At 72.7% G+C, this 25,196-nt stretch carries 29 protein-coding genes and 1 tRNA gene; 14 read left to right on the top strand and 16 right to left on the bottom strand.

Annotation, left to right across the window (positions count from 1 at the left end; all coding sequences use genetic code 11):
- Positions 1-83: 83 nt before the first annotated feature.
- The 3 genes from ACGF4F_RS08285 to ACGF4F_RS08275 all read left to right on the top strand — a co-directional run bounded on the left by ACGF4F_RS08285 (position 84) and on the right by ACGF4F_RS08275 (position 4,403).
- Positions 84-1,793, top strand: coding sequence for a phospholipid carrier-dependent glycosyltransferase (locus tag ACGF4F_RS08285; RefSeq protein WP_357437447.1), 1,710 nt, complete (start codon positions 84-86; stop codon positions 1,791-1,793).
- A gap of 556 nt (positions 1,794-2,349) precedes the next feature.
- The gene (locus ACGF4F_RS08280) at positions 2,350-3,627 is read left to right on the top strand and encodes a VWA domain-containing protein (protein ID WP_393075874.1); all 1,278 of its coding nucleotides are present in this window, start codon (positions 2,350-2,352) and stop codon (positions 3,625-3,627) included.
- A gap of 2 nt (positions 3,628-3,629) precedes the next feature.
- The gene (locus tag ACGF4F_RS08275; protein ID WP_357437442.1) at positions 3,630-4,403 is read left to right on the top strand and encodes a peptidase; all 774 of its coding nucleotides are present in this window, start codon (positions 3,630-3,632) and stop codon (positions 4,401-4,403) included.
- Positions 4,404-4,457: 54 nt separating this feature from the next.
- Here ACGF4F_RS08275 and ACGF4F_RS08270 read toward each other — a convergent pair whose 3' ends face one another.
- A complete protein-coding gene (locus tag ACGF4F_RS08270) occupies positions 4,458-4,727 on the bottom strand; it encodes a hypothetical protein (protein WP_357437439.1) in 270 nt (89 codons plus the stop codon).
- 189 nt (positions 4,728-4,916) lie between these two features.
- Between ACGF4F_RS08270 and ACGF4F_RS08265 the strand changes: the two genes are divergently transcribed.
- Positions 4,917-5,573, top strand: a complete 657-nt coding sequence (locus ACGF4F_RS08265) for a 4'-phosphopantetheinyl transferase superfamily protein (protein ID WP_357437436.1) — start codon at positions 4,917-4,919, stop codon at positions 5,571-5,573.
- Between the two features lie 75 nt (positions 5,574-5,648).
- Positions 5,649-6,683: a DUF4352 domain-containing protein gene (locus ACGF4F_RS08260; RefSeq protein WP_357437433.1), complete on the top strand. Its 1,035-nt coding sequence runs from the start codon at positions 5,649-5,651 to the stop codon at positions 6,681-6,683.
- 168 nt (positions 6,684-6,851) lie between these two features.
- Here ACGF4F_RS08260 and ACGF4F_RS08255 read toward each other — a convergent pair whose 3' ends face one another.
- Positions 6,852-7,730: a dihydrodipicolinate synthase family protein gene (locus tag ACGF4F_RS08255; protein WP_357437430.1), complete on the bottom strand. Its 879-nt coding sequence runs from the start codon at positions 7,728-7,730 to the stop codon at positions 6,852-6,854.
- 70 nt (positions 7,731-7,800) lie between these two features.
- Between ACGF4F_RS08255 and ACGF4F_RS08250 the strand changes: the two genes are divergently transcribed.
- The 3 genes from ACGF4F_RS08250 to ACGF4F_RS08240 are packed head-to-tail and all read left to right on the top strand — an operon-like array spanning position 7,801 to position 9,536.
- Positions 7,801-8,688, top strand: a complete 888-nt coding sequence (locus tag ACGF4F_RS08250) for a LysR family transcriptional regulator (RefSeq protein ID WP_357437427.1) — start codon at positions 7,801-7,803, stop codon at positions 8,686-8,688.
- A 54-nt stretch (positions 8,689-8,742) separates the two neighbouring features.
- Positions 8,743-9,288, top strand: coding sequence for a hypothetical protein (locus tag ACGF4F_RS08245; protein WP_357437424.1), 546 nt, complete (start codon positions 8,743-8,745; stop codon positions 9,286-9,288).
- Positions 9,255-9,536, top strand: coding sequence for a GNAT family N-acetyltransferase (locus ACGF4F_RS08240; RefSeq protein WP_357437421.1), 282 nt, complete (start codon positions 9,255-9,257; stop codon positions 9,534-9,536). Before ACGF4F_RS08245 ends, ACGF4F_RS08240 begins: the two co-directional genes overlap by 34 nt.
- A gap of 167 nt (positions 9,537-9,703) precedes the next feature.
- On the opposite strand, the gene ACGF4F_RS08235 is transcribed toward ACGF4F_RS08240, so the two are convergent.
- Entirely contained in the window at positions 9,704-10,348 is a 645-nt protein-coding gene (locus tag ACGF4F_RS08235) for a hypothetical protein (protein ID WP_357437419.1), read from the bottom strand.
- Positions 10,349-10,439: 91 nt separating this feature from the next.
- A complete protein-coding gene (locus ACGF4F_RS08230) occupies positions 10,440-10,622 on the bottom strand; it encodes a hypothetical protein (RefSeq protein ID WP_357437417.1) in 183 nt (60 codons plus the stop codon).
- A 986-nt stretch (positions 10,623-11,608) separates the two neighbouring features.
- On the opposite strand from ACGF4F_RS08230, the gene ACGF4F_RS08225 reads away from it, so the two are divergent.
- Both ACGF4F_RS08225 and ACGF4F_RS08220 read left to right on the top strand, forming a co-directional pair.
- Positions 11,609-12,250, top strand: coding sequence for a hypothetical protein (locus ACGF4F_RS08225; RefSeq protein ID WP_357437414.1), 642 nt, complete (start codon positions 11,609-11,611; stop codon positions 12,248-12,250).
- A gap of 40 nt (positions 12,251-12,290) precedes the next feature.
- On the top strand, positions 12,291-13,229 hold the full coding sequence (locus tag ACGF4F_RS08220; RefSeq protein WP_357437411.1) for an aminoglycoside phosphotransferase family protein: 939 nt from the start codon (positions 12,291-12,293) through the stop codon (positions 13,227-13,229).
- Here ACGF4F_RS08220 and ACGF4F_RS08215 read toward each other — a convergent pair.
- From ACGF4F_RS08215 to ACGF4F_RS08195, 5 genes are all read right to left on the bottom strand, one after another.
- Positions 13,195-13,833: a GNAT family N-acetyltransferase gene (locus tag ACGF4F_RS08215; RefSeq protein WP_393075866.1), complete on the bottom strand. Its 639-nt coding sequence runs from the start codon at positions 13,831-13,833 to the stop codon at positions 13,195-13,197. The two genes, ACGF4F_RS08220 and ACGF4F_RS08215, sit on opposite strands and share 35 nt — an antisense overlap.
- A 131-nt stretch (positions 13,834-13,964) precedes the next feature.
- Positions 13,965-14,507 carry a DUF4396 domain-containing protein gene (locus ACGF4F_RS08210; protein WP_357437405.1) on the bottom strand — a complete coding sequence of 181 codons (543 nt, stop codon included), beginning with the start codon at positions 14,505-14,507 and terminating at the stop codon, positions 13,965-13,967.
- An 87-nt stretch (positions 14,508-14,594) separates the two neighbouring features.
- On the bottom strand, positions 14,595-14,768 hold the full coding sequence (locus ACGF4F_RS08205) for a hypothetical protein (RefSeq protein ID WP_357437402.1): 174 nt from the start codon (positions 14,766-14,768) through the stop codon (positions 14,595-14,597).
- Positions 14,765-14,983 (bottom strand): hypothetical protein, encoded by a 219-nt coding sequence (locus tag ACGF4F_RS08200; protein WP_357437400.1) that lies wholly within the window; start codon positions 14,981-14,983, stop codon positions 14,765-14,767. The genes ACGF4F_RS08205 and ACGF4F_RS08200 overlap by 4 nt, the downstream gene beginning before the upstream one ends.
- Entirely contained in the window at positions 14,980-15,420 is a 441-nt protein-coding gene (locus tag ACGF4F_RS08195) for a hypothetical protein (RefSeq protein ID WP_357437398.1), read from the bottom strand. The genes ACGF4F_RS08200 and ACGF4F_RS08195 overlap by 4 nt, the downstream gene beginning before the upstream one ends.
- A gap of 179 nt (positions 15,421-15,599) precedes the next feature.
- On the opposite strand from ACGF4F_RS08195, the gene ACGF4F_RS08190 reads away from it, so the two are divergent.
- Entirely contained in the window at positions 15,600-15,815 is a 216-nt protein-coding gene (locus ACGF4F_RS08190; RefSeq protein ID WP_357437396.1) for a GntR family transcriptional regulator, read from the top strand.
- A gap of 227 nt (positions 15,816-16,042) precedes the next feature.
- Here the strand turns inward: ACGF4F_RS08190 and ACGF4F_RS08185 are convergent.
- From ACGF4F_RS08185 to ACGF4F_RS08155, 7 genes are all read right to left on the bottom strand, one after another.
- A tRNA-Ala gene (locus ACGF4F_RS08185) sits at positions 16,043-16,116 on the bottom strand.
- A 178-nt stretch (positions 16,117-16,294) separates the two neighbouring features.
- Complete coding sequence (locus ACGF4F_RS08180; protein WP_357437392.1) at positions 16,295-16,852, bottom strand: dihydrofolate reductase family protein; 558 nt, start codon at positions 16,850-16,852, stop codon at positions 16,295-16,297.
- A gap of 224 nt (positions 16,853-17,076) precedes the next feature.
- Positions 17,077-17,871 (bottom strand): hypothetical protein, encoded by a 795-nt coding sequence (locus ACGF4F_RS08175; RefSeq protein ID WP_357437887.1) that lies wholly within the window; start codon positions 17,869-17,871, stop codon positions 17,077-17,079.
- Positions 17,872-18,051: 180 nt separating this feature from the next.
- Positions 18,052-18,660 carry a GNAT family N-acetyltransferase gene (locus ACGF4F_RS08170; RefSeq protein ID WP_393076090.1) on the bottom strand — a complete coding sequence of 203 codons (609 nt, stop codon included), beginning with the start codon at positions 18,658-18,660 and terminating at the stop codon, positions 18,052-18,054.
- Positions 18,661-18,748: 88 nt separating this feature from the next.
- Positions 18,749-20,062 carry a gephyrin-like molybdotransferase Glp gene (glp, locus tag ACGF4F_RS08165; protein WP_357437387.1) on the bottom strand — a complete coding sequence of 438 codons (1,314 nt, stop codon included), beginning with the start codon at positions 20,060-20,062 and terminating at the stop codon, positions 18,749-18,751.
- Positions 20,059-21,051 (bottom strand): UTP--glucose-1-phosphate uridylyltransferase, encoded by a 993-nt coding sequence (locus ACGF4F_RS08160; protein WP_357437384.1) that lies wholly within the window; start codon positions 21,049-21,051, stop codon positions 20,059-20,061. Before ACGF4F_RS08160 ends, glp begins: the two co-directional genes overlap by 4 nt.
- A gap of 9 nt (positions 21,052-21,060) precedes the next feature.
- Positions 21,061-23,274: a diguanylate cyclase gene (locus ACGF4F_RS08155; RefSeq protein ID WP_393075860.1), complete on the bottom strand. Its 2,214-nt coding sequence runs from the start codon at positions 23,272-23,274 to the stop codon at positions 21,061-21,063.
- Between the two features lie 83 nt (positions 23,275-23,357).
- Between ACGF4F_RS08155 and ACGF4F_RS08150 the strand changes: the two genes are divergently transcribed.
- The 3 genes from ACGF4F_RS08150 to ACGF4F_RS08140 all read left to right on the top strand — a co-directional run bounded on the left by ACGF4F_RS08150 (position 23,358) and on the right by ACGF4F_RS08140 (position 25,190).
- The gene (locus ACGF4F_RS08150; RefSeq protein WP_357437378.1) at positions 23,358-23,987 is read left to right on the top strand and encodes a 5-formyltetrahydrofolate cyclo-ligase; all 630 of its coding nucleotides are present in this window, start codon (positions 23,358-23,360) and stop codon (positions 23,985-23,987) included.
- A 97-nt stretch (positions 23,988-24,084) separates the two neighbouring features.
- The gene (locus tag ACGF4F_RS08145; protein ID WP_393075857.1) at positions 24,085-24,417 is read left to right on the top strand and encodes an FmdB family zinc ribbon protein; all 333 of its coding nucleotides are present in this window, start codon (positions 24,085-24,087) and stop codon (positions 24,415-24,417) included.
- Positions 24,418-24,692: 275 nt separating this feature from the next.
- The gene (locus tag ACGF4F_RS08140) at positions 24,693-25,190 is read left to right on the top strand and encodes a flagellar biosynthesis protein FlgA (RefSeq protein WP_357437375.1); all 498 of its coding nucleotides are present in this window, start codon (positions 24,693-24,695) and stop codon (positions 25,188-25,190) included.
- Positions 25,191-25,196: the final 6 nt, after the last annotated feature.

The following is a 25,196-nucleotide window of genomic DNA, read 5'->3' as shown; positions in this document are numbered from 1 at the left end:
GGAGTGCGCTCCTTCATCGACAGCCGTACCAATCTCGGGGACGACGGGCGCCACCGGGCACCTTCGCAGCCTACGATCGCCGGGTGACGAGTGCCTCGACAGCACAGAGCGCGGACGCCGGCCGGGCCGGATCGGACCGGACGGCCGCCGGTCAGCCGGCCACCGATCAGGCCGCAGCGACGACCGGTGGCGGTGGGGTCCCGGCCGTCGTCCGGCGGCGGCTCGCCACCGTCGACGCCCGCCTCGACGGGCACGCCTGGCTGGCCACCGCCGTCGTGGTGGCGATCGCGGCAATCCTGCGCCTCGTCGGGCTGAGCGGCCCCAAGGGCAAGATCTTCGACGAGATCTACTACGCCCGGGACGCCTACGGGCTGGTCGACAAGGGCGTCGAGTGGAACTACAAGGACAACGGCCCGTCGTACGTGGTGCATCCGCCGCTGGGCAAGTGGCTGATCGGGTTCGGTGAGTGGGCCTTCGGCTATCAGGACGCGGAGACGAAGATCTCCGTGCCGGGGCACCTGACCACCACCGCCCCCGAGTTCGGCTGGCGGATCGCGGCGGCCGTCGCCGGCACTCTGTCGGTGCTGCTGCTGGTCCGGATCGCCCGGCGGATGTTCCGCTCCACCGCGCTGGGCTGCGCGGCCGGCCTGCTGCTCGCCCTGGACGGCTTCCACCTGGTGCTCTCCCGCACCGCGCTGCTCGACATCTTCCTGCTGCTGTTCGTGCTGGCCGCGTTCGGCGCGCTGGTGCTGGACCGGGACGCCCGGCGCCGCCGCTGGGCCCGGGCGCTGGCGGCGGGGCTCGACCCGTCGACACCGGGGCGGGCCGGCCGGCCGCCGTCGGGCTGGCGGAACTGGCCGTGGTGGCGGCTGGCCGCCGGGGTGCTGCTCGGCTGCGCCTGCGCGGTCAAGTGGAGCGGCGTGTACTTCGTGCCGGCCTTCGCGCTGCTGGTGATCTTCTGGGAGGTCGGCGTCCGGCGCTCGGCGGGGGTACGCCACCCGTGGCGGGACGCCCTGCTGGACGAGCTGCCCTGGCTGCTGCTGGCCGGGGTGCTGATGGTGGCCACCTACGTCGCCACGTGGTCAGGCTGGCTGTTCACCGACGACGGCTACTACCGGCTCGCCAGCCGCTACCCGAACACGCCGGGGCTGAGCGACACCCCGGTGATCGGGCCGCTGATCAACCTGTGGGAATACCACAAGGCCGCGTACGGCTTCCACACCCAGCTCGACGAGCCGCACAAGTACCAGTCCTGGCCGTGGCAGTGGCTGCTGCTGGGCCGGCCGGTGGCCTTCTACTGGTCCGGCGACGGCAACTGCGGCGCGCCGCAGTGCGCGAGCGAGATCCTGCTGCTGGGCACCCCGCTGCTCTGGTGGTCGTTCCTGCCCGCGCTGGCGGCGCTGGCCTGGCTCGGACTGGCCCGGCGGGACTGGCGGGCCGGGGCGATCCTGCTGAGCGTGGCCGCCGGCCTGCTGCCCTGGTTCTGGTTCGCGCTGGACGGCCGGACGATGTTCTCCTTCTACGCCGCGCCGGCGCTGCCGTTCCTGGTGCTGGCGGTGACCTACGTGCTGGGCGCGATCATCTCGCCGGCACCGGCCGCCGCCCTGAGCACGGGGGCGCCACCGGGCGGGCCGGACGTCGCCGACCGCCGGCTGGTGGGCGGGATCATCGCGGGCGCGTACGTGCTGCTGGTGGGCCTCTGCTTCGCCTACTTCTACCCGGTCTTCGTGGGCCGCCTGATCACATACGCGGACTGGTCCGCCCGGATGTGGCTGGACGGGCGCTGGATCTGACGCCCTGGCGCTACCGGCGGTGGGCTGGAGAACACAAAGAAGCGCGCCCCGATCGCCTGCCACGGGGGAAGCGGGCGATTGGGGCGCGCAGAAGAAGCTTAACCACCCCGGATCAGCGGCACAACTGGTCGTCTCCGGTCAGATTCCCGACCGGCGAGCCCCCACGAGGATGATTCGCCCGCAGGTGGCGCCGACGGGCCTGGCGCGAAGACCTTACGAGAGCCTTACGGCTTCGTTCCGCGCCGGCCGAGGGGGCGCCCGCCCGGCCGACCCGCCGAGGGGAGCGCTTTCCAGACCGCTCGGGCCCGTGGCCGGTGTTGATCTCCGGAGCTTTCGTCATCGTTGACGGCTTATAGGGCTGAAACTTCCCGCTTGTCTGTTAAGTCGGCTCTATGGCCTGCAATCCGGATATGCGAATGATGAAATATTCGTCGTCGGCTAGCCACGGGAGGGGTGATGTCCCAGCGATGACCGACAGCCAATGACCAGCTGGGTGATCATCCGGGTGCCACCACCCGGATGATCATCCAAAGTGGATCTCACTACACTTCGGCCGGTGATCAACAAGAGCAGATCGGCAGCTGTCCTCATTGGACTGCTTGCGACGACCGCGCTGATCGGTCCGGCGCCCGCCCGGGCCGGCGACGACACCCCCGAAACCCCCGCCGAGCCGCCCAAGGTCGAGCTGGTCCTCGACGTCAGCGGCTCGATGCGGGCCCGCGACATCGACGGGCGCAGCCGGATCTCGGTCGCCCAGCAGGCGTTCAACGAAGTCGTGGACGCGCTGCCGGACGAGACCCAGCTCGGCATCCGGGTGCTCGGGGCCACCTACCGGGGCAAGGACAAGAAGCAGGGCTGCCTGGACACCCAACAGATCGTGCCGGTCGGCCCGGTGGACCGTACGCAGGCCAAGGCGGCCGTGGCCACCCTCCGGCCGACCGGCTTCACCCCGGTCGGGCTGGCGCTCCGCTCCGCCGCGCAGGACCTCGGCACCGGCAGCACCGCCCGCCGGATCGTGCTGATCACCGACGGCGAGGACACCTGCGCCCCGCCCGACCCCTGCGAGGTGGCCCGCGAGCTGGCCGCCCAAGGCACCAAGCTGGTCGTCGACACCCTCGGCCTCGCCCCCGACGAGAAGGTACGCCGGCAGCTGCTCTGCATCGCCGGCGCGACCGGCGGCACCTACACGGCGGCGCAGAGCGCGGACGAACTGACCGGCCGGATCAAGCAGCTCGTGGACCGGGCCCGGGACACCTACACCGCCACCCCGACGGTGGTCGGCGGGTCGGCCGAGTGTGCCAACGCGCCGCTGCTCGGCCCCGGCGTCTACACCGACCGGGAGGCGTTCTCCGAGCACCGCTGGTACCGGGTGCCGGTGCGTCCCGGCCAGGAACTGCGAGCCTCGGTCAGCGTCGCACTGGACCGGCCGGTCAACCCCGACTACGGCGTACTGCTGCGGGCCACCGCCCCGGACGGACGGGAACTCGTCCGGGGCGTGGACGCCGGCAGCGGACGGACCGACGTGATCTCCACCGGCCTGCGCTGGTCCGCGGCCGAGGACACCCCCACCCCGAGCCCCAGCGGTACGCAGACCGCCGAGACGGTGTGCCTCGTGGTCAGCAACTCCTTCGCCGCACGCCCCGGCACCCAGGTCACCCCCGGCATGCCGGTGGAGCTGACCGTCGACGTGGTCGCCGCGTCCCCCGCCCCGGACGGGCCGGACCTCGGCCGCGGCTGGACACTGCTGCTCCTGCTCACCCTGGCCGGGCTGGTCACCGGGCTGGTCGCCGGGCTGCTCACCCGCTGGTGGGTCGCCACCTGGAGGGAGAACTGAGGATGCGTACCCTGATCCGCTCCGCGGCGGCGCTGGCCGCCATCGGGCTGACCCTCACCCCGGCCGCCGCCTCGGCCGAGCCCACCCCGTCGCCGGGCGCCGCCACGGTCACCAAGGCCGGCACCTCGTTCCTGACCGCCACCGCCATCGCCGCCGGCCAGCCGGTCCAGGTCGGCGCGTCGACCGGCGACCACCTCTACTGGTCGTTCCGCGCGGAGGCCGGGCAGACCCACGAGATCGGCGCCAACGTCGCCTTCCCGAAGGGCCGCACCGGCCCGTCCACCTGGACCGTCGAGGTCTTCGACGGGCTGCGCCGCAGGCAGGCCTGCACGGCCGGCGCGCAGACCCCGACCGCCGACGCGACCGCGACCGGCGTCACCCTCGGCTGCACGCTGCGCCGGGTCCGGCCCTGGGCCGAGCCGTGGTCCGGCGACCCGCTGCCGGGCACCTACTACGTCCGGCTCTCCGTGACCGAGCTGCCCGAGCCCGACCTGGGCCTGCCGATCGACGTGGACCTGCTGATCAGCGTCGACGGCGATGGCGGCACGTCCGGCGACGACGGGAAGTTGGCGGCACCGCTGGTGCCCAACACCCGGGCCGGGACGCTGCTCACCGCCGAGCCGACACCCGAGCCGGTCGCCGAGGAGGAGCTCAGCCTCACCGGTTGGCTCCCCGAGGCCGGCTCGCGCTGGGTCTGGACCACCGCCGGTGGCGTGCTCGCCGCCGTGGCGGGCGTGGTCGGCTTCGCGCTCACCCGGCGACCCCGCCGACCCTGACCCGCACCCGGTGGCCGCCGCGGACCCGAACGCGGCGGCTACCGGAGGCGACGGTCAGGTGGTGCGCGGGCTCCGCGGCACCCAGCCGATGAACCGGTCCTGAAGCGACGACACCGGCACGGCCCGCAGGTCCCGCGTGGCGGCGGCCAGGCAGGAGCCGAGATAGACGGTCAACGAGGCGCGGTCCACCCGGTATTCGGCCAGCAGCCGGCTCCGCTTGGTGGTGCACGGCCAGTCGTCGCCGCAGGAGTTGCAAGTCCAGTCGGGGGTCACCGGCGTGTGCTCGTCCGGCTGTGGTCCCGACGCCTCCGCACCAGGCGTCATCGGCTGTTCCTTCCCATGTGGACGTATTTGCTCCTGAGAGGTTCCCCGCCCCGTTGACTCCCCTACAGCGTCCCGGGACGCTCCGGCGTTACATCGTTGCGGTACGTTCACCGTCCATGGCCGCCGTCAACTTCCCCGAGGGGGCAGAAGTCCCTCCCTACCTGTGCCAACGCGCATCGGGGGCGAACGATGCGTGACCTCCTGCCACCGGCGGTCGCGGTGGCCGTGGCCGGCCCCGGGGACTGGTCCGGCACACTGCTCCCCGCCGAGTCGGCCTGCCTCAGCGACCACGCGGTGGAGAGCCGGCGCCGGGACTTCACCGCCGGCCGGATGTGCGCCCGCCGGGCCCTGGCCGGACTCGGGCTGCCGGCCGCCCCGGTCCCGTCGGCACCCGACCGGTCCCCGGTGTGGCCGGCCGGGGTGGTCGGCACCATCACCCACACCCGGGGTTACTGCGCGGCGGCCGCCGCCCGGGCCACCGAGGTCCGCTCGGTGGGCATGGACGCCGAGCGCCACCGGGAGCTCAACCCGGGGGTACGCCGGGCGATCTGCCTGCCCGAGGAGGAGGCCGACCTGGCCCGGCTGCCGGCCGGCGTCCCCTGGCCGACCGTGCTGTTCAGCATCAAGGAGACCGTCTACAAGGTCTGGCACCCGGTCGTCGGGACCTGGCTGGACTTCCACGACGCCCGGGTCACGATCGACCCCGAGGCCAGGACGTTCACCGCCCGGATCGCCCCGGCGCGGCTCGCCGCGGCCCCGGCCACCGATCCACCGGCATCGGTCACCGGCCGGTTCGCGGTGGACGCCGAACTGGTCCGCAGCGCCGCCGTCCTGGGACCCCGGTGACGTCCTGACGGACAGCTTGGCGGCGGCTTGTACCGTCTTCCCGACTGAAGAGCTTCGAAGGCGCCAAGGAGACCGGTGAGCCACCCTCAGCCTCCGTTCGGGCCGCACGACCCGAACCAGCAGCCCCCGGAACCGCCGACCCAGCCGTTCCCCACCGCGCCGATGCCGCCGGTGCCGGACAGCCCGTACGCGCCCCCGCCCGCGCCGGACAGCCCGTGGGCACAACAGCCGCCGGTCTCCGGAGCACCGCAGCCGCCCGTCTCCGGGGCACCACAGCCGCCGATGTCGGGGGCACCGTACCCGCCGCCGGCCGCCCCGCAGCCGCCGACCACGCCGTTCCCGCCGGTCGCCGGCACGCCGCAACCGCCGTACCCGCCGACCTCCGGGACGCCCTACCCGCCGCAGCCGCCGGGCTCCGGGACGCCGTACCCGCCGGGTGGGGCCTACCCGGCGGGTGGGGCGTACCCGCCGGCGCCCGGCCAGCCGTTCGGCGCGCCGCCGGCCAAGAAGTCCAACAAGAACGTCTGGATCATCGTCGGCATCATCGCGGCGGTCCTGTTGCTGCTCTGCTGCGGCGGCGGCATCTTCGCGATCTACAGCGGCGCCAAGAAGGCCCAGGACGCGGTCGAGAGCCTGCCCACCCCGGCGGTGTCCTACGACGCGCCCACGCGTGGGTCGGAGCCGACGCCGGAGGCCGGGCAGACCGACGGCGAGACGTTCAACATGAAGCCGGGCGACACACTGATCATCAACGACGACGACGGCACGGTCGAGATCACTGTCAGCAACTTCCGGACCAAGGACAAGGCCTGCCAGGCGTACATGCCGGGGCCGAAGAACGGCATGTACCTGATCGCCGACGTGACCGCCGAGGTCACCAAGGGCACCGGCTCGATCAACCCGTTCTACTTCAAGTGGATCGGCGCCGACGGCAGCGAGGCGAACGGCGTGGCGGGGGCGCTCTCCGGGTGCGGCAAGCTGCTCGGCTCGGGCAACGACCTGGCGAGCGGCAGCAAGCGCACCGGCCAGCTCGTCTTCGACGTCAAGGACAAGAACGGCACCCTGGAGTACGAGCACCGGCTGGAGACGGCCGGCTCCTGGAAGCCCTAAGCCGCGACGCCCCGCACGGGGGCCGGTCCCATCCTGGGACCGGCCCCCGTCGCCGTCCCCCCGCGGCACGTCCAGCCGGGCGGGAGCCAGCCCGCTGAGCACGACCGCCGCCTCGTCGGCAATCCGGCGCACCAGGGCCCGGACCAGCGCCGGTGCCGTCGATCGCGGTCACGCCGGCACCCCGGTCAGCTCGTCCACGCACCGCAGGGCCCGCGCCGTGGCCGCCGGCGTCGCCGGCAGCAGCGGCGGGCGGACCGCCGGCGTCGGGATGCGTCCTCGGGCGTGCAGTACCGCCTTGATCACCGACGGGTTGGGTTCGGCGAAGAGCGCCGCCGAGAGGGTGGCGAGCCGGTGGCCGAGCGGCCGGGCGCGGGCGACGTCCCCGGCCTGCCAGGCCGCGATCAGCGCGGCGTAGTCGGCGGTGGCGACGTGCGCCGAGGCGAGGATGCCGCCGTGTCCGCCGAGGGCGAGCAACGGCGAGATGTACGCGTCCTCGCCGCCGAGCACCGCGCAGCCCGGCGGTACGTCGGCGAGGAAGGCGACGGTGTCCGCGTCGATGCCGCCGACCGCATGCTTGATCCCCACCACCCCGGGCAGTCCGGCCAGCCGGTGCAGCACGCCGGCGGAGAGCTGCTGCCCGGTGCGGTACGGGACGTGGTAGACGACCAGCGGCAGCGGGGACGCCTCGGCCAGCCGGGCGAGGTGGGCGAGCACGGCCTCCTCGCCGGGCCGCAGGAACGGTGGCACCAGGCAGAGCGCCGCCGTGACCTCGGGCCGTTCGGCGAGCGCCCGCAGCGCGTCGATGGTGTGCGCGCCGACGAGGAGGCCGGCCGGGCGCTCCCGGCAGACCGCGGCGACGGCGTCGACCACGCGACGCCGTTCGGCGTCATCGAGCGCGTGCGGCTCGCCGGTGGTGCCCAGGGCGACGAGGCCGGCGGCCCCGGCTGCCAGCACCTCGTGGGCGAGGGCGGTCAGCACGTCGACGGCGACGGCGCCTCGCTCGTCGAACGGCGTGATCAGCGGTACGTACAGTCCCGTCGGTCTCATGCCTCCAGCGTGCGACCGTGGACAGTGAAGAACCAGTTCCGGTTACTCAACGGATACGTAAGCTGAGCTTATGCTCGACGTCCGCCGCCTGCGCCTGCTGCGTGACCTGGCCCGGCTCGGCACGATCGCCGCCGTCGCGGAGGCGCACACCTACACGCCGTCGGCCGTCTCCCAGCAGCTCGCCACGCTGCAACGGGAGACCGGCGTCCAGCTGCTGGAACGCGCCGGCCGCCGGGTCAACCTCACCCCGACCGGCGAGGCGCTGGTCCGGCACACCGAGGTTGTCCTCGCCGCTCTCGAGGCGGCCGACGCCACCCTCGCTGCCGCCCGCGGCGGGCTCTCCGGCACGGTACGCATCGGCGCGTATCCGAGCGCCGTGCGTACTCTGCTGCTGCCGGCCCTGGTCGCGCTGGCCCGCGACCATCCCGCGCTCGACCTGATGGTCACCGAGCTGGACCCGGTCGCCGTGCCCGACGCGCTGCGCGACCGCCGCCTCGACGTGGCCCTCCTGCACGACTACGACATCGTGCCGGTCGAGCCGGACCCGGCGCTGGATTCGGCGCCGCTCCTCGACGAGCTGGTGTTCCTCGCCCTACCGGCCGAAATGGACCGCGACCCGGACGGCGACCCGATGCACTCGGTGCGCGACGCGGAGTGGATCGTGGGTAGCCAGGGAACGCTGTGCCACTCGCTTGCCCTGCACGCCTGCGAGCTGGCCGGCTTCCACCCGACCGTGCGCCACCACGCCGACGACTTCGCCGCCATGCTCGCCCTGGTGGCCGCCGGCCAGGGCGTCGGGCTGGTGCCCCAGCTCGCCGTCGGGCAACCGCCCGCCGGGGTCCGCCTCGTACCCCTCGCCATCAAACGACGCACCCGGGTCGCGTACCGGAGGGGCGCGGGCGGCCACCCCGCGGTGGCTGCCTGCGTCGCGGCACTGCGGGCCGTCAGGCACACGTGACGAACAGGCGGCCGGCGGGGCAGTGGGTGCGTCCGATTCGAGCATGATTGCCGAATGGCTTCCCCCGCTCGTCTCGCGCTGGTCGGAGATCACCTGCTCGATGCCGCGGGACAGGCTCCGGTCGCCCGCGCCATCGCCGGGCTCGGGCCGGACGTCGAGGCAACCTGGATCCCGACCACCAGGGTCGACGAGTCCCTGGCGGGCTTCGACGGGGTGTGGCTGACTGGCAGTCCCTACCAGAGCGAGACCGGGATCACGGCCGCCGCCGGCATCGCCCGCCGGGCCGGCATCCCCCTGCTGGGCACCTGCGGCGGGATGCAGTTGGCGGTCACCGAGTTCGCCACCGACGTGGCCGGCCTGGCGGAGGAGGACGTGCTGGTTCCGCTGTCGTGTTCCGTCGGCGGCGACGAATGCGTGGTCAGCGCGACCAAAGGCTCTCTATTCGCACGGGCGCTGGGAGCGGAACGGACCAGGGAGCGGTACCACTGCTCGTACGGGCGTTCCTGGCGGCGTTCTCCGCCTGGATCGCCGATCATCTGTCGGCCCACCGGCCGTTCCTCGCCGAAGTGGACGATGAGGCGGTGGGTATGGCCTGGCTGATGGTGGCCGACCGGGTACCCACTCCGGCGCGGCGACATCGGCGCAGCGGCGATGTCCAGTCGGTGTACGTGGTGCCTGAGCTGCGCGACAGCGGGATCGGTGCGGCGCTGCTGGAGGCCGTGCTGGCCGAGGCGGGCGGGTTGGCGCTGGAGCACGTGACCGTCCACGCGAGTGACCGGGCGGTGCGCTTCTACGAGCGCCTGGGCTTCCAGCACGACGAACGCCTGCTCGGCTGGAAGCCGTCGTAGATCGGCTCGGCCTGCCGATCGTTCCTCCCGCTGCCCGACCGGCACTCCCACGGTCGGTCAGCTCATCTGGCAATCCGGATATCACCCGGCGCCGAAGCGCCGACACAGGTGGTGTCCGATTAGCCTCTGGCAATAATTGAGGCCGCAAGCACACTGAGAGGGGTGACCTACCAGCCCCCGCAGGACCCCTGGCAACCGGTGCCGCCTCCCCCGCCGCCGCCTCCCTCACCGTGGCAGCCGACCGCCCAGTTCGGACCGGTTCCGCCGCGCCCGACGGCGCAGACCTCGGCTGCCGGCCGGCACGAGGTGCACGGCTGGGCAACGGTTCCGGTTGGCGTCAACGGCGCTCCTGGCAACGGTCCGAAGCGACGCGTCACCCGTGGGCAGAAGATCGCCGGTGGCGTCCTGGGACTGGTCCTGCTCTGCTGCTGCGGTGGCGGCCTCGCCGCCGTCGGCAGCTCCGGTGACGACAAGCCGGCCGCCAAGGAGTCGGCAGCAGCGGCGCGAGCGCTGGCCGAGCCCGCCGTCTCCCAGCCGGAAAGCCCCCTGCCCTCGACCGAGTCGCCGAGCGTGGCGCCCACGACCGGATCGCCGAGTCCCACGGCCACGACCAGCCGGCCGAGCCCGGCGCCGAAACCGACGCGGAGCAGCCCCAAGCCGACGCCGAAGCGCACCACCAGCGCCCCGCGCACCACCAAGCCGACGACGTCATCAACCCAGAAGGGCGTCCATCCCGGCGCTTTCTGCAAGCCAGCCGGCGCATACGGGTATACCAGCACCGGAAAACTGATGCAGTGCAAGACGTCGGCCACGGACAGCCGGCTGCGCTGGCGTGCCGCCTGAGCTGTGCAGAGTCCGGTTTCGTTTACGGAGGCCGTTCCCGTTAGGGGACGGCCTCTTTCGTCATTCAGACCGGGTCACCGATCGCCAGGCCGCGAACAACCAGGCCGGATCGTCGCCCGCCACGTCGGTCAGCACCGTCTCCAGACAGGCATGGTCGGTGAAGGTGTAGCCGTGGAGCGTGAACTCCGCATCGCGCCCGGCCTGAGTCAGGCCCACCGCGACGCGCAGCCGGCTGGCCGGCATGCCGCTCCGGTCGGAGCGCGAACGCAGATGCTGTCCGATCGGCCGCTGCCGATTGTTTCGTCCGCAAGCACACTGAGTCGGTGACGCACCAACCCCCGCAGGACCCCGGGTACCGGCAACTGCCGCCGCCCCCGCCCTACCAGGCGCCAACCGCCCAGTTCGAGGCAATCCCGCCTGACCCGACGGCGCAGCATCCGGCTGCTGGCGGGAACGAGCAGCAGGGCTGGCTAGCGGCCCCAGGTCCGACCGAGGCCGTTCCTGACAACGGGCCGAAGCGACGCGTCACCTCCGGGCAGAAGGTCGCCTTGGGCTTCCTCGGGCTGGCCCTGCTGTGCTGCTGCGGTGGCGGCCTGGCCACCATCGGCAGTCCCGGCGACGACAAGCCAGCCACGAAGCCGTCCGCTTCGGCCGAGCAGGCCATGGTTGACCCTGCTGTGTCCGACTCGCTGAGCGCCGCGCCCACGACCGAGTCGCCGAGCCCGACGGCCACCACCAGGTCGCCGAGCCCCAGGGCTACGACCAGCAAGCCCAGCCCGACGCCGAAGCCGACGCGGAGCAGCCCCAAACCGGCGCCGACGCCGACCCCCAGCACGTCCCGCACGACCAAGCCGACGACGCCACCAATTCAAGTCGGCGTCCGTTCCGGCGCGTTCTGCAGTCCCGAGGGCGCTTACGGGCTCACCGACAAGGGCAGGCTGATGCGGTGCCAGAGGTCGGCCAAGGACGGCCGGCTGCGCTGGAGCGCCGCTTGAGTTCATAGCAGCGGAATTCCTCCGCGGCGGCCGCCCCCGTCCGGGCGGCCCAATCCCACCGCCATCCCACCGCCGTACCCGTCAGCGGCCTCACCCTGCACCGCCAACTCTGCGCGGCCTAGCCGGCCGGCAGCTCACCGACCCCGCCCGCAATCGCCCGGCATTGCAGCCAGGGATAGCGGGCATCCGCGACCGGGACCGCGAAGATTGCCGGACACCGGTAGCGTGCGCATCGTGCGCGAGGAGACGGGCGGGCAGCAGGTGTCTGGGTCGGCCGGCCAGCCGCCCGGCACGGGCGACGCGCCCGTGATCGACCTGGACGCGCCGTCCAGGCAGGCGCAGCCTCCGCTTTCCCGCCAGGACCGGCTACGGCACCCCTGGCACAGCTTCCGATCGGCGCATGTCCCGCTGCCACTGGTCCTGGCGCTGCTTGCCGGCGCGGGAGCCGTGGCTGGCGTCGGCACCTACCAGTGGCAGGCGCGGCAACAACGCCTGGCGGATGAGTCGGCTGCCGCGGTGCTGGTGCTCGGGAAGAACGAGGTGGCGGGCGGCGAGCGCGAGGGTTCTCAGGTCCGGGCGGAATCATCGGTGATCGTGGTGAACCACGGCCCCTTGCCGGTGGAGGTCACCGACATTCGCGCGTCGAAGGGCGACCTCGGCCTCTCCTCGGTCAGACCCGATGTGGTGCGGCCAGGGGCACAATCCTTCAGCGTGCGGCTGACGCTAAATTGCACGGCCAGAGTGCCGAACGAACCGGTCCCGGTCGTGATATCGGTCCGCACCGAGGACGGAACGACCCGTCAGGTCACCTCCAGAATGGCAGCCACGCCCTGGCAGTTCGCATTCAATGGAATGTGCGAACAACTCCCGCGTTGAGTCGCATGACGATCACCTGTCGAGGTCAGAGTTGCCGCCCATGACGACCGACCAGCTGAAGGACCACGTCGCGAAGCTGGGCTACCGCCGGTTCGACCTGCTCGGCGAGGGCATGGAAGGGGTCGTTTTCGCCCTCGGCGACGGGCACGTCGGCAAGCTGTGGTTCCGCCGACAGCCGGCCGAGTTGCTGGTCATCAAAGACTTCTACGAGCACCTCGGGTCGCAGGGCCTCCCCTTCGCCGTACCCCGGATGGTCGACGTGGACGAGCTGCACGGCCGCGGGGTGACCATCGAGCGGGAGCTGGCCGGCCGCAACCTGAGGGAGGCCGTGGGGGCGGGTGCCGTCTCGGTCGACACAGCGGCCACCTGCATGCTGGCGGTGGTCACGGCGCTAGCGGAGACGACGGGCAGCGAGAAGGCCCGCCGGCTGACCGTACTCGACGAGCCCGCGTCGATGTGGCACGGCCACGACACCTGGGCCGCTGCGCTACGCGCCCTCGTGGACCGACGGGTCGCCAATTCCCACCCCTACCTGCGGGACGCCGTCGACCGGTTCGACGAGAAGGTCGCCCGCGTCCGCCACCTGATCGACGGCCTCCGTCCGTCCCGCACCATCACCATCCACGGCGATCTGGTACCGGCAAACGTCCTGGTCACGCCGGCCGGCGAGCCGGCGGCCCTGCTCGACTGGGGCTTCCTGTCCACCGAGGCGGACCCGGCCTTCGAGGCGAGCATCGCCGCGGGCGTCTTCGACATGTACGGGCCGGCCGCCCGCAGCCTGGACGACGAATGGGTCGAGACCCTGTGCCGGCTGTTCGGCCACACCCCTCACGAGCTGCTCGTCTATCGCGCGATCTACGCGCTGCTGACCAGCAACTCCTACGACGCGGAGGGAAAGGACGGGCATTTCGCCTGGTGCGCGGCGGCGCTCAACCGGCCGGACATCACCGAGGCGCTGTGGTCCGACTGGTCACCGTAGAGGGTTCTGCCTCAAGCCGGAAGTAGAGGTAATCGGAATTGTCCGGGCCGCCGGCTCGGCGCTGCCCATCAGGCTTCCAGCCATGCTTCGCATAAAAGGCCCGGGCCCGCGTGTTGCGCTCCCAGACTTCGAGCAAGCCAGTGCGAAGAGATGCGTCCGCCAGAAAAATCACGAAGGCAGAGTGCAAGGCGCTCCCGATGCCACTGCGCCACCTGTTGGGGACCACGTGGATCTGGTAGAGCTGGCCCACTGCCCGCGCGTCCACGTCGGATGACAGCGGAGGGCCCATGGCAGCGATACCCACGACCTGATCGTCAGTGACCGCGCACAGCACCCGCTTCTCCGACGACTGCAGCGATGTGGTCCACCCCGACCGCTGCTGCTGCTCGACGGCCGGATCCCTGATGACGTCGAGCGCGATGCCTCCGGCACCGTAGTAGGCGGCGCGGGCCTGGCTGTGCACAGCTACGACGACGTCGAGATCCGCGAGCGTGGCCTCACGCACCAAGAGTGAGCCGTTCATGCTGGCCAGCCCTTCTGGAGTTGCAGCCCTGGTGCCGATCAACAGCAGCGCTGCCCAACCGGCGACGTCAATCGCGACCACCTGACCCGGATGATGCTTCCAGACCCCGGCCGCTCTCGGCCATCCCCGCCACGATGACGGCACCCGTGCAGACGCCGATTCCGGCCGGGCGCCACGAGCGCGGCGACGCCCGGCCGCCTTTGGGGTAGCGGTCAGTGGGCGTGGTGGTAGTGGTGCACCACGGCGTGGCCCTTGCCCCGCGAGATCAACCACCGGTTGATCGGGGTGGTGAGCAGGAACGCGACCAGCAGTGACGCGGCCAGCGCGGTCCAGAACAGCAGGCTGGTCAGGCCGGCATCCATGGCGCCGGGCACGGCCACCATGAACGCGTTGTCCAGCAACTCCATCACGGCGATGGAGATCGTGTCGGCGGCCAGGGCGACCTTCAGCGCGGTACGAACGCCGACCCCGGCGCGCAGCACCCCACGCATGGTCAGCCCGTAACCGAACACGAAAGCCAAGGCGATCGACAGCACCACGGTGGCGGCGTTGTGCAGTCCCAGGCTGGTGCCGATGACCATGCCGAGCACCTCACCGATCGCGCAGCCGGTGAGGCAGTGCAGCGTCGCCGCCGCCGCCATCGCCCACGTCGCAGTCGTCTTCTCGCGCTGGCCGTGGTGAGCGTGTGGGTGGCCCGCTGTCACCGCGGGGCTCACGCCCGCCGGGTCGTGCTGCTGGTGATTGTGAAGATCCATGTCCGCACCTCCCTGAGTCGACCTCACCATACCCCTAGGGGGTATGGGCATCAAGGTGTGCGCCGCCACTCGGCCTGACTGCTGTCGTCAGACGAGGCGCCGCAGCCGCACCTTGGGTCGCTCGTTCCGCAGATGCTGATGCTTGTGCTGGCGTACCTGCTCGTCCCAGACCTCCTGTTCGTAGTCCGGGTCCGGCGGGATCCACCGGTGCGAGCCGTCGCTGTAGTGAAACTTCTCGTCCCCGGCCCGCAGGATGCTCACCGCAGCCAACCGAGGAACCGGCGGTGGAGCGCGCCAGCCGGCACCCAGTGCAGATCCGCGGAGGCGCGCACCAACTGCGCCCCCAGATACAGCGCCAGTGACACCGGCGCGTCCGCGTACTCCGCCCTCAGCTCCCGCCGCCGCGTCCCGCACGGCCACGGCCCGCCGCAGCCGCCGCAGATCCAGATCGGCAACACCGGCCCGTGTGTGGTCACCGCCCATCGCCCAGGAAGCGCGCGGTCCGCGTCCGGGCCTGCCGGCTCGTCGCCCACTCCACCTGCCAGCACGGGTACGGCAGCAGCAGCGCCCACCACACCCGGCACCCTGTGCACATCCCGTCCGGCCCACGCCGATGTACGCCGAGGATGCGCTGCTCCTGGCTCACTCGTCCGCTCCTGTCGACTCGACCGGCTCGCTCGGCCAGTGGTCGCGCCGGATCGGGATGCGGTGGCGGGCACGGCAGGGCAGGTCGGCGCCACACCGGCAGACCCGCCGCCAGCGCCGCCAGCACCAGACCGGCCGGTGCCGCCGAGCGAAAGTGAGCGCGACCGCCAGGAGGTACTCCGCATACGAGACGCGCTTCATCGGCCCACCGGTGCTGACTGAGTCGAGAGCCCGCCGCGCTTGCCGCACTGCTTCCTCCTCGTGCCACAGCTGTCCGGAGGCGTGGATGCCCGATCAAGGGGATGCGTCGAACATCCACGCCGGCGAGGACGACCCAACAGCGCCAACCGAGGGAATCGACCTCCTCGGCAACCTCCCATAGGTACCGTTGGGTAGTCAAGGGCTGGCATAGGTGGTCTACTCGTGTTGCCAACCGAGGGGAACCCAGTGCCACCGCGTTACCGCTACGAGCAGATCGCCGATGACCTCGCCGGACGCATCGCGTCAGGGGAGTTCCCGCCCGGTTCCAAGCTGCCCAGCCGGCGAGAACTGATCGAGCATTACGGGGTCACCGAGCCGGTGATCGACCGAGCCATGCAGGTCCTACGGATCAAGGGGATGACCGAAACCCTGCCAGGTGTGGGCGTCTTCGTCGCCGAGTAGCTCACCATCCCGCATCACGGGAGGGGAGCACCTACCCTCGTCCAATCTAGCTACCCAGAGCTTGGATGGTCCAGTGGCGGAACGGATGGGTGCCAGGTTCGTCCGCAACGCCCTCGACTTGTACGCCCAGCTCTCCATGTGAGCCGGAGCAGGTCCCCTGCAACCAAATCCTGCGCAAGATTGGAAAAGGCCGTCTCCCACTACGGGAAACGGCCTTTGATCTGGGGTGGAGCTGAGGGGATTTGAACCCCTGACCCCCTCGATGCGAACGAGGTGCGCTACCGGTCTGCGCCACAGCCCCTCCGCTGGCGTACCAGCGTCGGTCCCACCCGGCTTGCACCGGGCGGGCCGGCGACAAGGCTAACAGGTCACCGGCCCCCGGTGCGAATCGCCCCACGGGACGAGGAGATCTTGGCAGGAAGAGGCCCTCAGAGGGGCCGAAACCTACCAAGATCTCCATGCCGGCCGCGACCGGCGAGCTAGGCCGGGGCGTATGCCAGGTTCAGCACTCCGCTCTTGAACGTCTCCTGGCTCAGCAGCCGCAACGGGTACGTCGGCGTCTCCTCGAACAGCCGCTGCCCGCGTCCCACGGCGATCGGGTGGACCAGCAGCCGCAACTCGTCCAGCAGCCCGTTGGCCAGCAGCCATCGGACGGTGGTGGGGCTGCCCGACATGGCGATCTCCCCGTCGGTCTGCTCCTTGACCTCCCGCAGCCGGGCGGCGACCTGCGACGAGTCGCCCGACAGCAGGGTCGAGTTCTGCCAGGTCGCCTCGGTGAGGGTGTTGGACAGCACGTACTTCGGCACCGAGTTGATGAAGTTCGCGAAGTCGGCGTCGAAGCCGTCGCCGGAGTGGTTCGGCCAGTATTCCGCCCACTCCTGGTACTGCCGGCGCCCCATCAGGAACGCCCTCGCCTGATCCACCCCACGGCTGACGGCGGCACCCATGTCGTCGTCGAAGTAGGGGAAGTGCCACTGGTCGGGCCGCTCCACGACGCCGTCCAGCGAGATGAAGAAGTTCGACACGATCTTGGCCATGATGGGCGCTCCTGTGCGTCGGTGGCAGCCGGCCCTGTGCCGGCCTTCACCATCCCGTCGGACGACCCCCGCCGGATTCGACAACCCGGTCCAAGATTTTCCGCTCCAGGTCGGGGAAGTTGCGGTGTCCCGGCCACCCGGATACCGCAACGTCCCCGAAGTGGGGCAAACATCGCCCCCGAAGTGGGGCCGACCATCGCCCCCGAGGTGGGGGCCGAAGGGGATCAGGCGCTGTGCGAGCCGCGGCCGGCCTCGTAGGCGCGGCCCCGGAGGCCGCCCGCCCGGCGGTAGGAGACCGAGCCGCCGCTGGCCGCCGGCGGCAGGTCCGTCGGTCGGTCCAGCCCCATCGCCGTACGCCGGACCGCCTCGCGCTGGGCGGCCAGGCGCCGCTGCGCCTCCCGGCGGGCCGCGGCGCGCCTCGCCTGCTCGCGGCGCACCTCGGCCTGGCGGGCGGCCAGCCAGGCCGCCTCCCGGGCCTCCCGGCGCCGCCGCCGCTGGTCGGCCAGGGCGAGCTTCCGCAGGTGTACGACGTACGTCACGAGCAGGGTGCCGGTCACCGAGAAGCTGATCCAGAACCCGGGGCCGACCGCCACCACGCCGATCAGCTCGACGAAGTTGAGCAGCAGCAGCGCGGCCAGCACCCGGCGCCGGCGGTAGATCGCCGGGGTGTGCCGGCGACGCTTCGGGGGGTGCCGCCGGCGGGACTTCGCCGGGGCGGGCGGCACCGACCGGAGCCGGCTCGACCGGCGCGGAGCGGGCGGCGCGGAGACCGGCTTGGTCAGACTCCCCGTGTCGGCATTCTCACTGAGTGTGACGACGAGGTGTCGGGGCGGGTGGATGGGCCGCCGCCCGGGCACGGTGCGCTGCCGCCGGCGGCGCTGGAGCACCCGCGCCGTCGACTGCGCCCGCTCCGCCACCAACCGCTCGGTGGCGTCGTACCGACGGACCAGCGCCGGCGCGAGGGCGAGCAGGCCGGCGGCGGCGAGGACGGCGAGGAGCACCGAGGTCGGCACCCTCACCCCTCCCGTCACCAGATTCGAGGCGAGCGCCACTCGACCGCACCTTGTTCCGCCGTACGTCGTTCACGACGCAGATCGTGCGAGGCCCGCCGCGCTTGCCCACAGCTTGCAGTTACTTGAGGTTACGGGCCGCCGACCGAGTTGACCGTGCGCCGCGCCGGGCGCGCCGGGTGGGACGCTTCACCCGCGGCTGTCACGTACGCGGTGCCAGCGGACCAGCAGCCCACCCTCGGCCGCCACTTCCTCGCTGGTCATCGCGTATCCGATGTGGTCCCGCCAGGCGCCGTCGATGTGCATGTAGCGGACGTGGTACGCCTCCTCGCGGAAGCCCAGCTTCTCCACCACCCGCCGGGACGGCCGGTTCTCCGGCCGGATGTTCACCTCGATCCGGTGCAGCCCGCCGGGCCCGAACGCGTGGTCCACGGCCAGCGCCACCGCCGTGGGGATCACGCCGCGACCGGCCACCCGGGAGTCCACCCAGTAGCCGACGTAGCCGGAGCAGAACGCGCGGCGTACGATGCTGCCCACGTTGAGGTGGCCGACCAGCCGCTCCTGCCCGTCCTCGCGCAGGCAGACCGCGAACGGCATGCCCTCGCCGATCCGCGCCGAACGGCGCTGGTCGGCATGGACCAGGCGGAACGCGGCCGGCGAGTTCATCTCGTCCCAGCTTCCCGGCAGGTGGGACTCCCACGGGGACAGCCAGGCCCGGTTGGCGCGCCGGATCTCCGACCAGGCGGTCGCGTCGGAACGCCGGTAGGGCCGCAGCACCACCGGACCGTCCACCAGCACCGCCGGCCACCCGGGCGACCGCCGAAACAGGCTCACCGGGCTAGCCTTGCGCTCGCGATCGCGGGGCTCGCAAGCTCACTCCTCGCGCTCACCTACGGCGATCCAGCAGGAGGACGTCCACCGTGGAGCCCGCGGCGGCGGTGGTGACCCGCTCGCCGAGGACCAGCAGGCCGTTCGCCTCGGCCAGGCCGGAGAGGGTGAACGGCCCGCCGGCCAGCGGCTGGACCGTGTAGCCGCCGCCGCGCCGCTCGGCCACGTGGGCGGGGCGGAATTCGCGCAGCCCACCCGGGGACGAGACCGTCTCCAGCAGGTGGGCCCGGACGCTGGGCCGGAACACCGGCTCGGCGCCGGCGAGCAGCTGGATGGCCGGGCGGGCCAGCACCTCGAAGCCGATCAGCGCCGCGCCGGGCTCACCGGGAAGACAGACCACCGGCACCTCCTCGGCGCCGACCGTACCGAATCCGAGGGCCGTTCCGGGATAGAGGGCCACCTCTGTGAAGGTCACCGGTCCGGCGCGGCCGCCCTCGCGGCGGGACATGATCCGGCGGACCATGTCGCCGGGGCCGGTGCCGGTGCCGCCGGTGGTGATGATCAGGTCGGCCCGCAGGGTCTGGTCCTCCAGCAGGCCGCGCAGCCCTTCCGGGTCGTCGTCGCAGATCCCCACCCGGTACGCGAGCGCGCCCGCCTCGGCCGCGGCGGCGGTCAGCGCGTGCGAGTTGGTATCCACCACCTGGCCGGGCTGGCTGCCCCGGCCGACGTCGACCAGTTCGTCGCCGGTGGCCACGATGACCACCCGCGGGCTGGGCCGGACCACCACGTGCCCGATGCCGGTGGCGGCGAAGACGGCGACCAGGGCCGGCGAGACGTACGTGCCGGCGCGGGCGAGCAGAGTGCCGGCGGGGAGTTCCTCACCGGCGCGGCGGACGCCGTACCCGCGCTTGGGGGCGCGGAAGATCTCCACGGCGGCCATGCCCTGGTCGGTCCACTCCACCGGGACCACCACGTCGGCGCCGATGGGCAGCGGCGCACCGGCCGCCACCGAGAAACACGAGCCGGGGGTCAGCCGGACCGGCCGCCAGCTCGCCGCGCCCAGGTCGCCGACCACGTTCAGGCGGATGCTGCGCCCACCACGCGTACCGGAGGGGGCCGGGACGTAGCCCGGCCCCCGGCTTCCTCCGGAGATGTCCTCCCAGCGCGCGGCGTACCCGTCCACCGCCGCCTGGTCGAAGGCGGGGAACGAGTGCGGCGCGACGACATCCTCGGCGAGGACGTTGCCGTAGGCCTGGGTGAGGTCGAGGTCGAGCGGAGGCAGCGCGCGTAACCTGCGCAGCACGCTGCCCAGGTAGTCGGCGAGCGGCGTCAGCTCGTTCGCGGCCGCCTCGGCGTCGGCCGTCGCGGTCATGTATTGGGACCGCCCGACGCGTCGCGCACCCGGTCCAGGATCGCCGAGGTGACGGTCTCGTCGCCCTGGTTGACGAACTCGGCCAGCCACTTGCGGAACTCGGCGCCCAGGTCCTCCCGCTCGGCGGCGATCTGGACGACGGTCTGGAGATAGCCGAGCGGCATGCCGGTGTCGTAGCGGGTGCCCCGGTAGACGATGGCGTGCACCGGCACCCCCTCGGTGCGCAGGATCTCCATCGCGTCGGTCAGCTGGATCTCCCCGCCACTGCCCGGCTCGGTACGCCGGATCGCGTCGAAGATCCGCCCCGGGAGCACGTACCGGCCGAGGACGGCGAGGTTGCTCGGGGCGTCCTCCGGCTTGGGCTTCTCCACCATGCCGGTGACCCTGACGATGTCGGCGATGTCGTTGTACTCCGGCTCGGCCGGCTCGACCGAGGCGATGCCGTACCGCTTGGTCTCGGCCGGGTCGACCTCGAAGAACGCCAGCACGATGCCGCCGGTGCGGGCCTGAAGCTCCAGCATGGCCGGCAGCAGCGGCTCGTCCATCTTGACGAACTCGTCGCCGAGCAGCACCGCGAAGGGCTGGTCGCCGACGTGGGACTCGGCGTATCCGACGGCGTGACCGAGGCCGAGCTGCTCGGGCTGCCGGCAGGTGTAGATCTCGGCCAGGTCCTCGGTGCGCTTGACGGCGGCCAGCAGCTCGGGCTTGTTCGCCAGCCGCTCCTCCAGGTCGGGCCGGCGGTCGAAGTGGTCCACCATGGCGGTCTTGCCGCGCCCGGTGATCAGCAGGACGTCGTTGAGCCCGGCCTGGGTGGCCTCCTCGACGATGTACTGCAACACCGGCCGGTCCACGACCGGCAGCAGCTCCTTCGGGACCGCCTTGGTGGCCGGCAGGAACCGGGTGGCCAGGCCGGCCGCCGGGATCACGGCCTTGACCGCACGGGGGCGACCGGTCGCGGCCGCTGAGGGGTTCGCTGAGTGCTCCGACATGTCGCGAGACTATCGGCCACGGCTCTGCCGCGGCGGGTGAGGACCGGAAGACGCGCCGCCCTGCCCTCCGCCGGAGGTGTCCGGGGTGCCGGCCCGGGGCAGTCCGTCGGGCGGGCTGACCGTGGCGACCACCACGGGGATCTCCCGGGTGGGTGGCGGGTCGGGCGGCTGGGCCAGCCGGTAGCCGTCCCGGCCGGCCGCCTTGGCCGCGTAGAGGGCGTCGTCGGCGGCGTCGAGCACCTGCTGCCCGCCGGCGGCGTGGTCGGGGTAGACGGCGATGCCGATGGAGACGGTCACCGCCACCCGGACCGGCTCGCCGCCGTGCCCGTCCACCGGCACCGGCTGGTCCCGGACCACCGCGCCGAGCCGCTCGGCGACGATCGTCGCGCCCCGGGCGTCCGTCTCCGGCAGCAGCACCACGAACTCCTCGCCGCCCTGCCGGAACGCCAGGTCCACCTCGCGGATCTCGCCGCGTACCCGGCGGGCGAACTCCACCAGGACGGCGTCCCCGGCGGCGTGCCCCCAGGTGTCGTTGACGTCCTTGAACCGGTCCAGGTCGAGCGCGAGGACGCTGAGCATCCGGCCGAACCGGTTGGCCCGTTCCACCTCCCGCCGGATCGACTCGCGCAGGTAGCGGTAGTTCCACAACCCGGTGAGCGGGTCGGTCAGGGAGAGCCGCTGGGTCTCCTCGTGCACCCGGACGTTCTCCACCGCCACCGCCGCGTGGGCCGCGAAGGTCCGCAGGGTCACCAGGTCGTCGTCGGCGAACTCCTCGGCCCCCAGCCGGTCGTAGAGTGCCAGCACGCCGAGCGCGCCGGAAGCCGCCGGAGTCGCGTCGTCGTCGGCCGGCGGGTGCCCGGGCCGGTCCGGGTCGCCGCGCCCGGCCAGCTCCGCCGCCCCCGGCGCGGCGAAGGGCACCGCGATGTACGTCTCGCAGGTCGGTTCCCCGGTTGGCGGGTCCGCCGGCTCCCACCGGCCGCACAGCGGCTCCCCGGTCGCGGCCACCGTGCCGACCACCCCCGTGCCGGCCGGCACCCGCAGCGTCGCCGGGTCGGACCCGTCGTCGCCGGGCCGGCGCCCGTCCAGCCCCTCGACGCACTGGCCGACGAGCACGCCGTCGCCGTCGAGCAGCAGCACCGCACCGGCCCTGGCGCCGGTCGCGGCGATCGCGCTGTGCAGGATCACCCGCAGGATGCGTTGCAGGTCGTGGGTGCTGGCCAGGGTGTCGCCGAGCACCGCCAGGTGCCCGCGCAACTGGTCCCGGCTGCTGGTCAGGGCAGCCACGTAGCTGCCGGTCTCCCGGGTCATCCGGTTGAACGCGCCGGCCAGCCGCCCGATCTCGTCCCGGCTGCGTACCGGCACCCGGGCGGTCAGGTCGCCGTGCGCCACCCGATCGACCGCGCCGGCCAGCTCCATCAGGGGCCGCGTGGTCACCCGGGCCAGCCGCCAGGCGGCCAGCACGGCCAGCAGGGCGGCCAGCACCACCGCGCCGACCAGGGCGACGTGCAGGCCCGGGGGGCGCTCCGCGGGCACCGAGAGCACCAGCGGCAGCGGCTGCCCGGGGGACGGGCCGACCCGGCGCACGTACCGCCCGTCGACGGTCTCCGTGACCCGGTCCCCGTCGACCGTGCGGGCGGCGGCGAGCACCGCGGCGCGTACCTCCCGGGTCTCGGTGGTGAGGGTGACCGGGTCGGTGCCGGCGGGGTCGTCGAGGAGGGTGACCGCGACCCCGGTCACCGCGGCGAGCCGCGCGACGAAGGCCGGGTCGACGGACTGCGCGGCGGTGACCGTGCCCAGGTCGGCGCCGGCCGGGTCACGGAGCTGAACCTCGGCGGCGAGGGCGCGGACCGGACCGGTGGCGGGCGGGTCGCTGGAGCACTCCTGCCAGGGCCGCGCCGGGCCGCCGGGGGTGGCGTAGTTGGTCGTGCCAGCGCTGTCGATGGTCAGCACGGCGGCGGCCAGGCCGCGGCCCACCACCTGGTCGGCCGCGCGGTGGCGGGCGGCGGGGTCGGTGACCAGCGCGACCGCGTCGGCCGCGGCGCGCAACTGCTGGCAGAGGGCGTCCACCGAGGTACGCACCCCGGCGGCGGCCAGGCCCAGCCGCTCGGTGGCCCGGCTGTCATCGACCGCTGCCATCGTGGCCCCGACGAAGAAGGCGCCGAGCAGGACGGGGCCGAGCACCACCGCGAGGAAGGCCGCCGTCAACCGCCCGCGTAGCGTCAAGCTTCCTCCCGGAAGTTCTGCGCCCCTTGCTGCGATGCTGACACAGAGCGACGGGGAGACAAGCGTTGCGTCAGGAGTGTTGCGTGCCGGAATTTTCGGATGAAGTGGATGCGACGCATGCTGCGAAGCGGGAGTTGCGGGTCACCCTGCTCGCCCACCGCCGGTCGCTGCCGGCGCCGGCGCGGGCGGCAGCGGCGGCGCGCGTCCAGGCCGAGCTGACCTCCCTGGTACGCCGGCTCCGCCCGGCCTGGATGACCGCCTACGTGCCGGTCGGCTCGGAGCCGGGCGGGAGCGATCTGCCGGCGGTGCTGCGCGCGGCGCTGCCGCCCGAGGCGGAGCTGCTGCTCCCGGTGCTCCGCGACGACCTGGACCTGGACTGGGCCAGCTACACCGACCCGGGGTCGCTGCGGGCCGCCGGGCGGGGCCTGCGGGAGCCGGCCGGGCCCCGCCGCGGCCCGGACGCGGTGGCCGAGGCCGCGCTGGTGATCGTCCCGGCTCTGGCGGTGGACCGCCGGGGGATCCGGCTGGGCCGGGGTGGCGGCTCGTACGACCGGGCGCTCGCCCGGGTGCCGGCGGACACCCTGACCGTGGCGCTGCTGCACGACGGTGAGCTGGTCGAGGCGCTGCCCGCGCAGCCGCACGACCGACCGGTCCGCGCCGTGATCACCCCCACCGACGGCCTGCGTACCCTGGCCCGGGCGACGGTTGTCTGACGGCACACTTCCGCTGGACGAATCCTCGCCGATGACGCACCATTGGCACTCGGAAGCGTCGAGTGCCAACCGACCGTGCCAAGATCCGGAGGAGAACGTGCCCACGTACCAGTACGCCTGCACCGCGTGCGGCCACCAGCTCGAGGCGGTGCAGTCCTTCTCTGACGAGCCGCTGACCGAGTGCCCGGCGTGTGAGGGGCAGCTGCGCAAGCTCTTCAACTCGGTCGGCATCGTGTTCAAGGGCTCCGGCTTCTACCGCACCGACTCGCGCTCGTCGGGTTCCGACAGCAGCACGAGCAGCACGAGCAAGCCGGCCACGTCCGAGTCGTCGTCCAGCAGCTCGACCAGCTCGTCGAGCACGTCGAACGGCTCGAGCAACGGCTCGTCCGCCAAGACCCCGGCCGCGAGCACCTCTTCTTCCTCCTCCTGACCCGAGGCGCCCTCGCGTGGGGGCGCCGCGGACCCAAGATCCGCAAGTTCCCCGAAAGAGTGGCTGTTCCTGCGGGAATGGCCACTCTTTCGTGACTGAGGCCGCCGGGGTGGGTGGTGGCTCGGCCGGGCGCTAGCAGAGCCGGGCCGGGTTTGGGGGTTATCCACAGGCGGGTGGGTTTTCCACAGGGCGGCCTGCGGAGACGGCCGCTGCGCACATCGAGTTCCTAGCCTGCTGGCATCTGATCGGGTGTCGTGCGGGTGGGAGGGGCGCGGGTGGCGACGGGCGAGGGATCACTGCAGCCGGTGCGCTGGCGTGGGCTGCCGCGCGGCCGGACCCTGCTCCGGGTGGCGCTGGTCGCGGTGCTGCTCGGCCTGGCCGCCGCGGTCCTCCAGACACCCGCCGGCTGTCCGCCCGGCACCGCCCCGGCCGGCCCCACCCCGGCCGTGAGTCCCGCGAGCCCTGCCGCAAGGCCGCCGAGCGTCGCGCTGCCCCTGCCCAGCGGGTCGGTCGGCGTACCGGTCCGGCTGGCCGAGCCGGCCGCCCTCGCCGTGCTCCGCCCGGGTGCCCGGGTGGACCTGCTGGTCGTACCCGCCGATGGGGCCGGCAGGGAGGCGACCCTCCTCGCGCCGCGGGCGCTGGTGCTCGACGTGGTCGGTGCCGGGTCGGTCGACGGCTCCTCCGCGCTCTACCTGGCGCTCCGCCCGGAGCAGGCGCAGCAGGCCGTCGGCGTGCCCGAGGGCAGCCGCTTCGCGGTGGTGGTACGCGGATGACCGGTC

The sequence above is a fragment of the Micromonospora sp. NPDC047740 genome (assembly GCF_043204735.1).
Taxonomy (GTDB): domain Bacteria; phylum Actinomycetota; class Actinomycetes; order Mycobacteriales; family Micromonosporaceae; genus Micromonospora.
Note: the sequence above shows the minus strand (reverse complement) of the source record. Positions and strands in the feature narration are given on the sequence as shown.